Annotated in this window: 6 protein-coding genes; all 6 read right to left on the reverse strand. The window is 49.3% G+C overall.

Features of this window, described 5'->3' with window-relative positions; translation table 11 throughout:
• Window positions 1-55 precede the first annotated feature (55 nt).
• Window positions 56-3643: an alpha-L-rhamnosidase gene (locus BUC01_RS01115; protein WP_073312449.1), complete on the reverse strand. Its 3588-nt coding sequence runs from the start codon at window positions 3641-3643 to the stop codon at window positions 56-58.
• Window positions 3644-4224: 581 nt separating this feature from the next.
• Window positions 4225-6744, reverse strand: coding sequence for an alpha-L-arabinofuranosidase C-terminal domain-containing protein (locus BUC01_RS01130; RefSeq protein WP_025830482.1), 2520 nt, complete (start codon window positions 6742-6744; stop codon window positions 4225-4227).
• 184 nt (window positions 6745-6928) lie between these two features.
• Window positions 6929-8275, reverse strand: coding sequence for a BT_3987 domain-containing protein (locus BUC01_RS01135; RefSeq protein WP_025830481.1), 1347 nt, complete (start codon window positions 8273-8275; stop codon window positions 6929-6931).
• A 25-nt stretch (window positions 8276-8300) separates the two neighbouring features.
• Window positions 8301-10316 (reverse strand): RagB/SusD family nutrient uptake outer membrane protein, encoded by a 2016-nt coding sequence (locus tag BUC01_RS01140; RefSeq protein WP_073312450.1) that lies wholly within the window; start codon window positions 10314-10316, stop codon window positions 8301-8303.
• 24 nt (window positions 10317-10340) lie between these two features.
• Window positions 10341-13505, reverse strand: a complete 3165-nt coding sequence (locus BUC01_RS01145; protein WP_073312507.1) for a SusC/RagA family TonB-linked outer membrane protein — start codon at window positions 13503-13505, stop codon at window positions 10341-10343.
• Window positions 13506-13675: 170 nt separating this feature from the next.
• Window positions 13676-16108 (reverse strand): glycoside hydrolase family 2 TIM barrel-domain containing protein, encoded by a 2433-nt coding sequence (locus BUC01_RS01150; RefSeq protein ID WP_073312452.1) that lies wholly within the window; start codon window positions 16106-16108, stop codon window positions 13676-13678.
• Between the last annotated feature and the right edge of the window lie 75 nt (window positions 16109-16183).

Below are 16183 nucleotides of genomic sequence, written 5' to 3' on the forward strand. Positions count from 1 at the left end.
AGGCTACACTCCTACAAGTGTCAGCCTCCGCAAGCGTCAATTGCCCGGATTACTTTCACTTTTTAGCCACCCTCTTCTCCCGCACCTCAAACGAATACTTTCCGGATTGGAGTTTCAGCAACAACTTTCCATTCTCTTCACCTGCATACTCCATTCCCTTGCATTTTTTAGTGATAATCCTTCCATTCTCCCTGACATATCTTGCCGACGAAGCAGGCAGATAAAGCAGAGCTGTGGTATTGCCGGGAACGGTAAACTCATAATGAACCGCTCCATGCTCCACTTTCCAGCTACTTTCAATGCGCCCGTACATGGAATCATAATGCCCTTTTGCAAACCTCATCTGCCCCGTCGGGTCTATCTCCGGTTTAAGCAGGAAGTGCTTGAAGGCTGGATTGTTTTCATCCCGTTGTATGCCCAGAGAGTGACCGCACATCCAGGCACCCACCGCACCAAAGGAGTAGTGATTGAAAGAATTCATCCGGTTGTTTCCTCCGAAGCCGTCAGTATGGGTATAAGAGTTCAGACGCTCCCAAATGGTAGTGGCTCCCTGGTCTACGGAGTAGAGCCATGAGGGATAGCTGGTCTGTTGCAACAGCTTATACGCCAGATCGGTGTACCCGTTATCAGACAGCGCCTTGCCTATCCATGCCGTGCCGATGAAACCGGTCATCAACGAGTAGGCAGGACATTGCTTCCCGCTATCGGTGGTATTCTCGCGGACAACGGTCTTCGCCAGGTTCGTCACCACCTTGCTCTTATTCTCCTTATCGATGATGTCAAAAGCCAGTGGCAATACGTAGGAAGTCTGTATATCTACAAATGTCCCTTTCTTCTCGGGTATGAAGGCTGAAAAGATAGTTTTCCCTGTTCCCGGTTGTATATAGGTCTTATTGAAGAAATCCTTCCTCGCTGCATGAAGTTCCTTGTACCACTCCGCCTCAACGGTCTTGCCCAAGGCAGCGGCCATTTTGCTCATCAACTCCAGATCATAGATGAAGTAGGCTTCCCAAACGAGCGACTTGTCATTCTTTTCGTCTTCCAGCCCCAGCCAGTCGCATAAGTCTCCCCACGCTCTGTTTTGCACTATCAGGTTCGTTTTCGTCTCGATTGTGTTTTCAATAATGTAGGAGATATAGCGCTTCATGGCATCATAGTGTTCGGCGAGTAGAGCCTTGTCTCCGTATTGCTGATAACATTCCCAGGGCACCGTTATCCCCGCACTTCCCCACAACAGGCCGCCAAAGCCGATGCCGAGAGGCGCTATGTCCGGGAAACGTCCGTCCGCGTGCTGCGAATCGCGTGCCGAACGCAGATACCTCCTCAGAAACTGCGGCACATCCGCCAGATAGGTTGCCGTGCGCGAGAATACCGAGATATCCCCCATCCACCCCAAACGCTCGTTGCGCTGCGGGCAGTCGGTAGGAATAGAAACGAAGTTGCCGTATGAAGACCAGGTGATATTCTTCCACAGCTTATTCACCTTCGCATTAGAAGTTTCGTAGTGGGAGGCCAACTGATGGATGGAACTGAGCACCACCCCTTTTACGGATTCCAGCGGCAAAGGCCGGTCGATACCCGTTATCTCCAGGAGACGATAACCGTGGTAAGTGAAGCGGGGATGAATGGTTTCCCGCCCGCCCCGGGCGATATAAATGTCCTGTGCCATAGCCGCACGGATATTCTCAAGCATAATCATGCCGGTATTTCCCGCATATTCGGGCAAAGCGGGATATTTCACTTCGGCAAAGCGAAGGTTGATCTTCGTTCCGGGCTTCATGCCCGAAAGAGTGATTTTGGGCACACCTACCATGTTCTGTCCCATATCATACACAAACACGCCGGGGCGGACTTCTTCAACCGAAACAGCCGTCAGCTCGTCAATCTCCTTCACCGTCTGCCCGAACTGGCCGAGGAGTGCAAAGCCGGAGTAGTCGTTCACGCCGGGAGATCCTTCCCGGCAGATATTGCTTTCCAGCGCTACTTCCTTAGCGGGTTTCCAGCCCGATGCGTTATAGGCGGCCGTACTCCAACCTTCCACCTTCGATTCTTTCCGGGCGTCGTACACTTCGCCCTGGAAGAAACTGCCATAAGCCACAGGCCCGTTGTTGAAGTACTGCCAGGTGGAAGGGTCAGTGACTATCACCTTTTCCTGGCCGTCCGCATAAGTAATGACCAGCTTTGCCAACAACGACTGGCGGTCTCCGAAGAAGTTCCAGTAACCGCCCATGAAAGTAGAGCCACCACTCCACCAACCTTCCGCCAGCAAAGCGCCGAGGGCGTTCGTGCCGGAATGCAGATAGTCCGTCACATCGAACGTCTGATATAGATGAGTCTTATTGTACTGGGTGATTCCGGGATTGAAATAGTCGTCTCCCACCCGCTTGCCATTCAGATAGATTTCATAAATGCCGCGTGCGGTGACGTACAGACGCGCTTTGGCAACTGCCGCACCGGAAGAGGTAAAGACAGTCCGAAGCATCGGGGCGGAGTTCCCTTTCGGGGTGAACGTTTCAAAAGCAGCGGAGGCATCGCCAACCACTCGGTAATCCTTGTCCTTCACCGTTGCTATCACATGCGCAGGACTTCTGAGATTGGCAATCTCCACTTTTGAGAAGGAAGCTGCTTGTCCGGCGGGAACGGCAAAGCCGAGGTCTCCCACTACCGGGAAGGCGATGAAGTCGCCGCCTTGTCCCAGAGGATTCAGATTGACAGAGCCGATTTCAGACTTTGCGTTGTCAGCTCCTGCCTTTGCCTGATTGCTCCCCGCCTGTGCATGGTTAATCTCTCCTTTCGCGCTATTGATATAGAATTTCGTAAAACCCAGTTCGGATGTAAGGCTTATCGTGTGCCGGGCATATTGATTGTCTTTATTAATCAAGTGTTGCGGAACAGGGAAACTCTTGAAAGGAGTATCCTGTTTGTCGTCCGGATGATAGCCCACCCTGTAAACGTTCAGCAGGGCTTCTTTGCCCTCAGTCAGTGGGGCGATATCCAGTTCTATCTTGATATAAGATTCATTCGGGCGGTTTTCCAGATGATACAGGTTCTTGTTCTTATCCATCAGGCGTTCGTCATTGGCACCGTAGATAAGAGCTGCACGGGTAGTTGCGGATGCCTCATCCAGTTGGAGGGAAAAGTTCAGCTTAAACACAGGAAGATAATGCGAATACAGCACCATGTCCTCATCTCCCCCGCCAATCCACTTGGCGCCGCTCCATCCCTGATAGGCGGAGTCGCTGCTCATCAGCCCGGTTTCAAACCAGGAACTTGCGGAGGTTTGCTCACCTTTCTGGTTCCAGACATTCACGCGCCAGGCATAACGGGTGGCAGGTTGCTGGGGTTCACCGCCGTATTCGACATTCAATGAAAGTTCACTTTTTATCCTGCCACTGTCCCACACCAGTTTCCCCTTCTCGGTGGCAACCAGAATCTGATAACCTGTCTGGAAGTACCCTCTTTCATGGTCCGCCACTTCCATCTGCCAGCTGAAACGGGGTTTCTCCACATCTATTCCCAACGGGGTTTCGGCATATTCCACTTTCAGCTTTCCGATGGAGACGGGGTTGGCGGCGGCATGCAGCAAAGTGAAGCCGGAAAAGCAGAAAAGAACAAGCAAGATAAAGGATTTGTAATTTCTCATATCAAACAGTGATTCATAGGTTTATTGGTTACAAAGATAGACTTTATCAGCAAAAATAAGGTTATCCCATTGATATAAATCAGTTGTAAAATGATTCATTGTGACACTTTGTATTTTCAGTCCTGCGAGAATCCATTCTTTAAGTACAGAGACACATGACGCCCGAAATACGCAAGTGAAATTCCATATCCCCTTATCAAGCAGTGCAATATAAAAATACATACAACTCTAATAATCCGAAACAACCGGCATTCTGCCGCTAAAGAACAAGCAATCTGCCCGAATAGTATATGCAATCTGTCCGATATAGACATGCAATCCGTCCGATATACATATGCAACCTGTCCGATATAGATGTGCAATCCGTCCGGAATAGATATGCAATCTGCAGGAAGTATATATCCAATGAATAAAGTCTGTATAAATAGGGGGAATAATGCAAATCTGCCGCATGTATATGCAATATAACGTGCGGCAGATTTCTATTTCAAGCTTTTCGCAAAGAGTATATGTAAGCGAATCGGTCATTTTGATGACTTTCTGTAAGAATAGCGTTTATATTCTTAAGTACTCAATCAAAATCAATTCGCTTTCACCCTCAGAATAGTATAAGAGAAAGGCGGGAACGTATAATCGAAGCTCTTTCCAAAGCCTTTGAACTCGCTTTCCTGCGGGTAAATCTTCTTGGGCTCTTCAAAAGAGTTCTCGTCCATATCGCTGGCGGCAGAGAGGGAGATGACTTTACCCGTTTTCTCCACCTGGCTCACACCGTCCAACTTCACTCTCAACGGATAGGCCTCAGCCTCAGCGTTCACCACTTTCACAATCAGCTCGCCCGTAGCCTCATCATAGCCCGACGAGAAGAATTGAAGCGGAGTCGTTTCGGGCGCATATGCCACTATCAGCTTGCCATCCATATAAAGCTCGCTCTTCTGCGGAGTAACCACAAGTTTCACGTCATACCACTTGTTGTTTTCAAGACTCTGGGACACTCTGTCGCCGACCACGCCCGTCGTCTGACCGTCTGAAACACCCTCCACAGCCGTAGACTGATTGTTCCATCCGGCAACGTTATAGACAAAGCCTTTCTTATCATCCTGCGACAAACCGAAATAAAGGAAGAAACCTTCGTGACCACCCACCTTGCGAACCTGACATTCCAACGTGTACCGGTTGCCGCTAAAGCCGTCCACAATATAGCGGGTAGGCGTTTCCAGGGAAGCCTGGCTCAACACACCGTTTTCCAGCATCCATGCTCCCTTTTTGTCCGCAACACTATTCAGATCCAGATTGACAGCCGTTCCGTCTTCCTCCGTCACCTTCACATCCTTGAATTCCACCTGTGTATTCCAGGAGCCGAATCCGAAACGTCCCGCCTCATATTCCAGCGGTTGAGGAGTGCCCATCGTGAGATTACTCTTCACATTGTACGTCGGACGGTTTTCAGCCGCCATCTGCTGCACATAGTACGAACTGCGTCCCAGCACCTGGTCCGTATCCAGCCAGATGAGGTTGACAGCCCAGGAACGGTCGTTGCGATTCTCCAGAAGCGGAGCATACGAGGCCATCTTCACCAGGTCGCCGTTGCGCTCCATACCGGAGATAAAGGCAGCTTCGGAAAGAGCCGCCCTCATGTTGCCACCGCCTACATCGGCGTTGCAGGCATATTCGCCCACATATGCATCGTATTTGCCACGCGGATGGCTGTCGAAAATCGTCGTGTTCTGGAAGAAGAACTCAGGGTTGACGTACCAGTGCGGGTCAATCATATCCGTCTTGGCAATCTTGCCCGTTCCGCCCAGACCGTGATTGGAGATGAGAATCAGTTCGGGATATTTCTCCTTAATCGCCTGATAGAAGATGTCGAAACGCTTGTCGTATTCGTCGCCCCAGTTCTCATTACCTATCTCCACATATTTCAGCGGGAAAGCCTGCGGATGTCCTTGTGCGGCACGTTTAGCCCCCCATTCGGTGGTGACGTCGCCAAGGGCATACTCTATGGCGTCCATACAGTCGTCCAGATAATAAGCTATCTTGCTTTCGGGCGAAGCGTCGCCCATACGGTACTGGCAACCCAGACCCACGTTGCAGACGAACATGGCATCGGCATTGATGTCTTCGCAGAACTGCAACATCTCATGATAACCGAAACCGTAGGAACAACGGTAGCCCCATGTGCTATACTCTCCCGAACGTGAAGCCGGGTCACCCAATGTTTTCTTCCACTCAAAGCGGTTCTCCAGCGAGATGCCTTCCACCACGCAGCCACCGGGCCAACGGACAAAGGCGGGATGCAGCCCGTTCAGCATTTCGGCCACGTCATTGCGCAGACCATTCGGACGGTCGCGGAAAGTCTTTTCGGGGAAGAGTGATACATAGTCCAGGCTGACCGTTCCCGTACCGTCGAATTCCAACGCCAGTTTGCCTTTTGCGGCGGTTGCCGAGGGACGCAACGTCTGACGAACATCGTTCCAAGAGCCACTGCCATCCACCTCAACAGGAGCCAAAGCCAGCACTTCGTCTGTATCGGACAGCAAGAGGGCGGTTATTTTACCTTTATAATCGGCCGAAGTACGAAGGATGGCACGCAGCAAATAGGAGTCGTCTTTCACCAGATTCATTCCCCAATATCCACCGTTTACCAGACGGACAGGAGTAGAAGCGTCCTTGATGGTCACTTTCAGACTGTTCGGGGCGGACTGGAATTTCGGATTCTCTTTCGTCAGTTTCATTTCGGCAGACGAGTTTTCCCCGGTTTGCAGGGTCCATCCGGGCACCGGTTCGGTAGTCCAGCGGAAACTACCGTGTCTCACCTCACCCGTCAGGTGGTTGCAGACTTCCTTCGGATGAAGTATGTCTCCTTCGGCATAGTAACCTTCGGGCATCTCAAGTTCTTCAAAACTACGGTTCTTCACCAGTTCGGCATACAAGCCGCCATCACCCGCATGATTGATTTCTTCGAAGAAGATGCCATACATGGACGGCGCAACTTCGGCGCCTTTCTCTTGTAAATTGATTACAAGTTCTTCTTCCGGCACAATGCCACCGCACGAACTCATCAACAGTGCGGCTGCCGCAAAGCATAAAAGATTTTGCTTCATAAAGTCATTTGTTTGGTATTAGATACAACTGTTTAATCACAAAGATAGGCGATGTCACGCAAAGGTATGGGGCAGAATCTTGCCAAAAAATGCCGTTTTTAAGTCAAAAGCAAGAATCAATAGAAAAAGGAGAGTGCAGCATTTCTGATACACTCTCCTTCTGTCAGATTTCCAAGTCAGTCAGTTATTCCAGACCGTAAGCGTAAACCTCGGTCAAAGAGCAATAACCGTCTCTGAAACTTTCCGTCATCTTGATCTTGACGTAACGGCCCTTCGTCGGAGTAACGCCGAACGTCTGGGCTTCAAGTATCTGCTGCATGTTGAAGCTGCCCACCTTTGTCCAGTTCTCCTTATCGGAGCTGATATAGAATTCGCCTGCTCTCGTATCTCTGTTGCTGTCATGTTGCCGCTGCATCAGGGCAAGCTGGGTGAAAGTATATTCTTTCTTGGTGTCGATAATCAGCTCGTAAGGGAGAGGAATCCTGTTACCGGTCTGCCAGGTAGAGTGCCAGAAAGTGCCCAGATTATCATCCAATACACATCCTGCCACACCGTTGCCGGCACCTTCGCCCGTCAGTTCCTCCGTATCGGCTTCGGCTGTCCAGCCCGTGCGGTCCAGCTTATTTCCCATGATGCGGATAGCCAGCGGATACACAGCTCTCGCCTCAGATATCTCAAACTGGGAAACTTCCGCAACCTTGACAGGCAACATATAGTCACCCGGCGTCAGTTGGCTGCCGTTCACCGATACTTCCAGTTCAAGAGTAGTGGTTCCGGAAGGCAATACCGCTGTTTCCGGCACGGTATAAGAGCCTTCGGGCAAAGTCTTATAATTCGTTCCGTTGTCCCGGTTATATTCCTGAACATAGTCGTTATCCACCACCAATTTGGCCGTCAGATCCCACAAGTTGTCCGTATCGAGGCCGAACTTCACCTTCTGCGTGATGGTGGAGACAGAACCGTATTGGTACTGCTGCACTACGAGCGTCGGATCGGTGAATCCTACGGCAGGCGTAATCACCGCTTTCAGTTGCAGAAACAATTCATTCTTTTCGGCATTGATGGAGTCCGTTTCGCTGGTGACCTTCAGAGGCAACACCCAGACAGCATCCGGATTACTCTCTATAGCCGCTTTCACAACTTGGGGTTTCAAGGAGATAGTGACCAGCTTATAGCGGTCGGCGGATGAGAAGTCGACACTGCTCGCAGCCAGCGAATAGGCATCGGCACCTATCAGTTGGTAGTTCACCGCTTCCGGTTCGCTATATTTCGCATCAAGCTCGGCCTGCGTCAGTACGAGGATGTTTGCGGCGGCTGTCAGACTGGGATCGCTTCCCGACTTGATAACCGAAAGTGTATACAAGTTGTCAGCATCCGTATCATACAGCGTCACTTCCTGCTTGCCGCTGTTGTTCACGTACAATATTTTATGGTACTCTTCAGGGACCAGTTGGTCTATATCATATTTTGATTCGCTGCAGGCGGCCAGCAATACCAAGCCTCCTGTCAACAAGATTGTTCTTATCTTCATAACGTGTTGTTTTTTTAGAGATTGATTAATATCCGGGTGCCTGTACTAATTGCGGGTTACTGTAAAGCTCGTCCATACCGCTGCGCGACCACACAGGGAGCAGATACAGCCTGTCGTCCCACTTGAACGGCTGGTTAATCAGCGTCGGCTTGTTGAATTCCTCGAAGCTCGGATTCACACGGTGTCCATCCAGACCATAGCGTGTACCTGCCTTCAGCATTTCAGGAGCAATCACCCAGCGGCGCAGGTCGTAGTAACGGTGTCCCTCTTCAAAGAGTTCGACGAAACGTTCGTTGCGCACCCAGTCCGTCAGGGTCATATCGCTTGTGATGTCACTCTCGGTCAAATCATCGAAACCTGCGCGACGGCGGATCTCATTCAGATTGCTGAGGGCTTCGCCTGTGTTGTCCAACGCAGCATAGCACTCTGCCAGATTCAAGTAAAGCTCAGCCATACGGAGGAACGGACGGCGGATGGCAGTATGCGTCCGTGTGCCGTCTGAACCATAGTAGATGTTAGGGTCGATAAACTTCTTTGTAAGATAGCCGGTTCCTACGCAGTTACGGGCATTGCCTGTATTGAAGCCGTTGGTATTGGTGTTCTTCAAATTCAGCCACAGCGGTCCGCCGTTGTTAATCTTCGGGCTGTACTGCCCACCATCGAACGCAATCCATGCATAGAAGCGGGCTTCGCGCTTGGCATTCAGCTTGATGATGTCGTTCTTCACATCCTCTCCGTCCAACCGGTCGGTAGCCAGTGCCGGGCTTTGAGTGCCTTCGTAGAAGCGGGTGTACCATTCATCTTCGGAAAAGAATTCGGGGTCTTTTGCCGGTAACTTACCGTTTTCGGTATAGAAATGCTGCACGGAGTACAACGTCGGGGCATCACCTGCCCATCCTCCTACAAAGATGCCATTGCTTCTCTTCACTACTTTGTTCGGCAAACGCCATTCGGTAGATTCACCACTGTTGTTTCCGTCAATCGCGATGCGTTGTCCCCAGATGAGTTCCTTATTGTTGTCGCCTTCATTAGCCGAAATCAAATATTGGAACATACGTACACGCTCCTTGAACAAACGATTCTCTTCTGTGTCTTCTTCACGTCCCGGAATAAAGGGAAGACTCAGGTTGTCACGGTCGGCCTTCCTATTGGCTGCATCGATATCGAAGAGTTCGTAACCGGCCTCCTTAGCAGCTGTCAGGGCTTCCTGGCAGGCAGTCAGGGCGCGTGTCCATTTGTCTCGGCTATAGGTGCTGCTTACCAGTTCGTTTCCGTAACCCGGAGTTTCATAGTTTTTGTTCTTCCAGTCCTGGCGGGGGAACGAACCGTTCCACAACGGAGAAGCGGCATACAACAGCACGCGAGCTTTCAGTCCCTTGGCCATGGTAGAGGTGGCCCGTCCCAGATAATTGGTGGGACGTGTTGCAGGAAGCACCCTGGCTGCATCATCCAGTTTTCCCACAATGTAGTCTACGCAATAGTCGAAATGCGAACGTCCGGGGATTTCATCATTCGTGATGCCCGGATCCACCTTTTCGGTAATAAGCGGGCAGGGACCGAAGGCTTGCAACACGCGGAAGTGATAGTAAGCCTCCAAGAAATAACATTCGGCTTTATACTCTGCCTTGTCTTCCGCCGTCACGCCAATGGGTTGCAAGTCGTCTATCAGGCTCAGGAAGTGGTGTACATAACCCAAACTATTATAACTGGGAGTCCAAATGTTCTGGTCATCACCACCCCAACTACTGTAGAATGTCGGAGAGATGGTTCCCCAAGCCATTTGTTGTTGGTAGTTGGAATATTCGTAAGGAGCGGCAGATTCATCCGCCGACAGTTCGAAAGAGTGATACTGGAACGGGGTTGAACGCGGAACATTGATATAACAGGAGTACAAGAAGCTCAACGTGGCTTCCTGGTCTTTCATTGTGTCTTTAAAATCAGCCTGTGCGGGCGGAATGACATCCAGATAATTGCATGATGCCAAGCAACAGGAAGCTATCAGTACCTGTGCTGTTCGGGTTATTTTAGATGTAAGTTTCATATCTCGAAATTGTATTAGATTGTTTTAGAATGTAAATTGAACACCCAGATTAAAGGTGCGTGAGAACGGATAAGCATTCCATGCCAGCTCCGGGTCCCACAACTTGAAAGGGCTGAATACCGCCAGATTGTCTCCGCTGAAGTAAATGCGGCAATAAGGTAAGCGGTAGCCGATTTCCAGTGTCTTGAAGCGGAGGAAGTTTCCGTTGCGCAACCAGAACGTGCTGGACTGAATGTTATTGTTGATGTCCGTCTTGCTGATACCCAGACGCGGATAGGCGGCATTGGGGTTCGGGTTGTCCACCGACCAATGGTCGTTCGCAATCCACTCCATCAGGTTTCTTTCCAGTGTTTCACCTTCTTCACCGTCTCCACCACCCGACAGGAACGGAGCCACACCACTGTTAATCATAATCTTGCGCTTAGCCGAACCATTGAAGAACACGCCGAAATCAAAGTTCTTGTAAACCAAGTTCAGACCAAAACCATACTGAATACGAGGCACATGATTGTAAGGCGAAATCATCACCTGGTCTTCTGAGGTAATCTTGCCGTCACCGTTGACGTCGCGATACTTAATATCACCCGGCATAATGTTAGCACCCAGCTGTGACTGGTCCGCAGAATTAGCGATTTCCTCTTCACTGGCGAAAAGGCCTTCGGCAATGTACCCTTTATGGGTATTCAGCGGCTTGCCGGTATTGGTCTGCCAAACATACGGATAGTCGGGTTCGTCCACATACTTCTGTTCGTTCTGGTTGTAAGTGAAGTTACCACGGAAATCTACCGTCAGGTCTTTCCCGAATTGCTTTGTCCAGTTCACACTCAACTCGACACCCTGATTCACCACCTCGCCAATGTTGCTCCAAGGAGTTGAACCCCAATAGCCCAACATGCCAGGCCAGGATGCACGCGCCATCAGAATACGGTCGCGTACGTCGTGGAAATAGTCGAATGTAATATTCACCTCGTTGAACAGCACCATATCGACGCCGATATCGAATTTCTTCACATGTTCCCATCCGGCATTCTGTACAGCCAATACCCAGAATGCAGGACCTTTCTTATTGGTTTCATTTGACGGAAGGCCGGTCCAGAAATCGGATGCACTGCCAATGCCGATATTATTCTGATAGAGAAAGTGCGGAGCACCACTGGCAAACGCATCACTACCTACAAGACCGTAGGAACCTCTGATCTTGAAATGATTGACATATTTGCTGACCGGCTCCCAGAACTTCTCCGAGCTAACCACCCAACCGGCAGATACAGCCGGGAAGAACTCAAAACGCTGACCGGAAGCCAGACGCTCGGAACCGTTGTAACCGAAGTTGAATTCAATCAGATATTTGTTGGCATAATCATAGGTCACACGTCCCGAATAACCCTGGTTACGGTTCGGCAACTGGTCTTTACGATATTCACGCATCATGTACATGGCCATAGCCGACAGGTTATGGTCGCCGAAACTGCGTCGCCAATCCAGGCGGGCATCAAAATAGAAAGTCTGGTCCGAATTACGACTTATATCAGACTGGCTAAGGAATTGGTCGCCGGTTTGCAACAGTTGCATTTCATAAGTACCGGTCTCAGGATCCCACGAACCGTCCTTCACCTTATACATATTGGATCTGATAGAACGGTTATAAGATGATTCCGACCAGTTTTTGAAGTTCACCAATGCTTTGAAGCTCAATCCTTCGGTAATCACCTTCAGATCCTGATTCAATGCGATGGAAGTATTCAGTGTATTGAAGTTGGTTTCCTTGAAAGAACTCATCATATACTCATAGGGATTTTTTCCAAGGACACCCGGTTTCATTTCCGCTCCACCGAAACGGATGAAACCGTCATCGCCGTCTTGCTGAGGGAAATAGGCGGGGAATGCCACCGGATTGGTACGCATCACCATATTATACAAGTCGGTGGTCTTATAGTTAGGACCTTGCATATTACCTATCTGAGCCATCATACGCATATCAATGGTAGTAGTATTGGTCAACTTATAAGAGATGTTGTTCTGGAAGTTATACTGCCAGTTGTTGATGTTAGGATTATAGTAATAATCCGGTGCATCAAGAAGTCCCGTATCATGGTTGGCCTGAAGGCTCATATAGTAAGTCACACGCGAGCCACCACCCGATACATTGACATTGGCGCGCTGATTGTAATTACCGTCCCTGTAAATCATATCGAACCAGTCCACATCAGGGTATACATAAGGATTGGTACCCAGTTCCGTATTCAGTATCTGCTCTTCACTGAATTTGGGAGACGTAATCGGAGTCAGACTTCTGGACTGCGCCGCTTCATTGTAAGTGCGCATATAAGTGGCACCGTCAGCAAACTTCACCACCTTCGTAGGTTTGAAGTAAGAAGCTTCCAAAGATACGTTGACAATAGCTTTCGTATTCTCCTGGCCTTTCTTAGTGGTCACCAACATTACGCCGTTTGCACCACGGTTACCGTAGATAGCAGTTGCCGAAGCATCTTTCAGCAAAGAAAAGCTTTCAATGGATTCTGCGGGAATACGGTTCAGGTCGGCAGACGAAATCTCAATACCGTCCAACAGAATCAACGGAGACGCAGAACTGCCGAATGTATTGATACCGCGGATATAAAACTCCGAAGTAGAACCCGGCTCACCGCTGTTCACCATAGATACCACACCGGCCAGTTTTCCGGCCAGCGAACCGGTGAGTGAAGAGGAAGGCGCTTTCAAGGTGGCTCCTTTCACTGTGGCGATGGCTCCGGTGACAGATACCTTTTTCTGTGTACCCTGTCCCACGATCACTACTTCGTCCAGCATCTCATTGTCCGATTCCATTTTCACGGTCATCACACCCAAGTCTCCTACCATCAGCGTCTGTGCTTTATAGCCAATGTAAGAGAACTCAAGTTCCGTCTTACTGGTTACGGCAATCTGGAACTGGCCATCGACGTTTGTAATGGTACCCCCTTCTTCGCCCTTCACCTTTACATTCACACCAATCAATGTCTCTCCGGTAGAGGCATCAACTACAGTTCCTGTCAGAGTGCGTTTCTTAGGTGTTGTACTTTGATTCGTTATTTGCACTGAAGAATTATCCGGTTCCGCCATGGCAGAAGATGGATAACTGCAAATAAAACCAGTGCAAAAGAGTAGTCCGGTAATGACCCTCCGATTGTTTTTCAATAATACTGATTTCATCATCTTATTAGATTAAAGTTTTAATAATTAAGTTAGCTTCTTTTATTCTCTTTTTCATTTTTTCATTTGTTCTATGCCATCTGTGTATAATAATATCTATGATAAAGAAATCACAGATACCTGCAAAGGCAGAATACAAACCTTGCTGGGCAGATTGTATATCGCTGAAGTTACTCGGCTTCTATCAGAATGAACGCATCTTCCAGTCCTTCAGCAGAGACTTTCACCTGTATTTCGCCCTTTTCCTCATTGGGTTGGACAATAGCGATAGCTCTTCCACGGAAAGTATCAGGTGTAAGCGAGCGGAAACTCTTCATATCATCATAAGCGGCATTACCACCGGCTATGACACGCCCTTTGCCTGAACATTCAATCTTGACGGGTAGGGAAGTGTCGGGAACTACAACTCCATCCTTGTCCACCAACTCTATCTTCACATAAGAGAGGTCGTTCATGCAGGCTTTGATTTTATTCCGGTCTGCAGTCAGACGAATGGCGGCAGGCTCCCCTGCGGTCTTTAATATGAATTCTTCCTTGCCTTTTGAATTTATGGCTTTCAGAGTTCCCGGCTCATAAGCCACTTCGAAGGTGGCTGTATAATTCTCTTTGCCGGTTTCTTTCTCACCTATCAGTTTGTCATTCAGATAGAGCTTCACTTTCGGGGAACGGCTGTATACATTGACTAACATCGTTTGTCCTTCACGACCTTTCCAGTTCCAGCTCACAAGCTCATTGGGCCAGCCCCAACCGTTTACCACTTCCTGCTTGCCGGGAGCGACGGGAGCATGCACCGCCATGGTGATCGGACGCTCACGCCAAAGCACGTCACGATAGTAGGATTGTGGTTTCTTATCGCCACAAAGGTCAATATCTCCGCACCAACCATTATACCAGGGCCAACCCATGAATTGCGGATTATGTTCACCGGGAGCAAGTTCAAGGGCATGGGCAAGTCCGGCCTCACCGAGATAATCAATGGCAGTCCATACGAAATCACCTATTATATAAGGATGCTTCTCCACAAGATTCCAGTTCTGCGCTGCTTCTTTCGGATAGGATTCACTGCCGTAGATGACACGGTCGGGGTAGGCGACATGGTCACTTTCGTATTTGTGCCACACATAGTTGTAACCTGCCACATCCAGGTTCCGGAAGATCCGGTAAGAGTCTTTATCCCAAGTAAAGTGGCGTCTGTCCCAAAAGTCATTCGAGCCTATAGTGGTGAAACGGGAGGTATCGTATTGACGGATTGTGTTAACCAGTCTTTTGGAAATGAGGTCTCCCTCGGGTTCATCAGCACGTTGTTCCACTTCATTCCCGATGCTCCACATGATGATGGAAGGGTGATTACGGTCACGACGGACAGATGCAGCCAAGTCATAGTCACTCCATTCATCAAAGAATTGGTGATAGTCTTGTTCGCGCTTTGCCCTCTGCCATTGGTCGAAGGTTTCGTGAATCACCAGAATACCATGTTTGTCGCAGGCATCAAGGAAGTGTTCGGAAACCTGGTTGTGCGCACATCTCACGGCATTGTATCCGTTGGCTTTCAGCAACTCCACCTTCCGTTCTTCGGCGCGGTCGATAGCTGCGGCACCCAGCAGTCCGTTGTCATGGTGAATACAACCGCCTTTCAGTTTCATCGGTTTGCCATTCAACAGGAAGCCTTTATCAGCAGAGAAAGAGATGGTCCGGATGCCGAAAGGAACAGTAATCTTGTCGTATTCCTTCCCGTCCGAAGAGAGTGTTATCTCCGCTGTATACAATACGGGAGTATCTACCGACCATAATTGGGGTTTCTTAATGGAAAAAGAGATTGCCGCCGGCGTCTCCGCAGTGAGTTCCACATCCTGTGAAGTAGTGAACACCTCTTCACCGGCGGGTGAATATATTTTAATACCTATTTTGCCTGATTGGCTTTGCAGACCCTCGTTATGTACAATAGTAGAAAGTTTAACGACAGCTTCCCTCTTTTGAAGTTCGGAAGCATCAACAAACGTATCCCATGCGTCCAGATAGAGCTTTTCCGTTTTTATCAACCACACGTGGCGGAAGACTCCCGAACCGGCATACCAACGGCTGTTACGTCCGGCATTTACCACCTTCACGGCAATTATGTTCGGAGTGCCGGGAGCATTCAGATAAGGAGTGATGTCTACCCGATAAGAAGTATAGCCGTAAGCGTTGAAGTTGGCTTTCTTGCCGTTTATCCAAAGTTCGGATTGATTGTATGCTCCCTCAAAATAGAGAACAGTGCGTTTATCAGCATCGCCTGCGGAAAAGGTGAATGATTTGCGATACCATCCTTCGCCACCCATAGTCTGGCCGGTATCAACGTCACCTGGGCTCATACGCGAGAAGGGACCTACGGTAATGCCCTCTCTTTGCATAGGAAGCGGTTCCACGCTCCAGTCGTGCGGAAGATCGAGCACGCGCCAGTTATTATCGTTATATTCCGGTTGTTCGGCATTGGCAACAATACCCCGATGGAACTTCCAGTTTTTATCGAAAAGGATTTTACGGTCGGATGCATGAATCAAGACATCCGGCAGTAATGCGAATAGCATCACGCAACATAAAAGTAATCTGCTCGTAGTTCTCATAATATATGATTCCAAAGTTTATTTATCCACAGGCAAAGTAAGGCATATGGAATAAAACTGAGGTCCAAAATAAGA

This window comes from Bacteroides stercorirosoris, assembly GCF_900142015.1.
GTDB lineage: Bacteria > Bacteroidota > Bacteroidia > Bacteroidales > Bacteroidaceae > Bacteroides > Bacteroides stercorirosoris.

What these genes read in the sequence shown, in the direction of transcription:
- BUC01_RS01115 (WP_073312449.1), bottom strand. Translation starts at nt 3,643, where the DNA reads ATGAGAAATTACAAATCCTTTATCTTGCTTGTTCTTTTCTGCTTTTCC.
- BUC01_RS01130 (WP_025830482.1), bottom strand. Translation starts at nt 6,744, where the DNA reads ATGAAGCAAAATCTTTTATGCTTTGCGGCAGCCGCACTGTTGATGAGT.
- BUC01_RS01135 (WP_025830481.1), bottom strand. Translation starts at nt 8,275, where the DNA reads ATGAAGATAAGAACAATCTTGTTGACAGGAGGCTTGGTATTGCTGGCC.
- BUC01_RS01140 (WP_073312450.1), bottom strand. Translation starts at nt 10,316, where the DNA reads ATGAAACTTACATCTAAAATAACCCGAACAGCACAGGTACTGATAGCT.
- BUC01_RS01145 (WP_073312507.1), bottom strand. Translation starts at nt 13,505, where the DNA reads ATGAAATCAGTATTATTGAAAAACAATCGGAGGGTCATTACCGGACTA.
- BUC01_RS01150 (WP_073312452.1), bottom strand. Translation starts at nt 16,108, where the DNA reads ATGAGAACTACGAGCAGATTACTTTTATGTTGCGTGATGCTATTCGCA.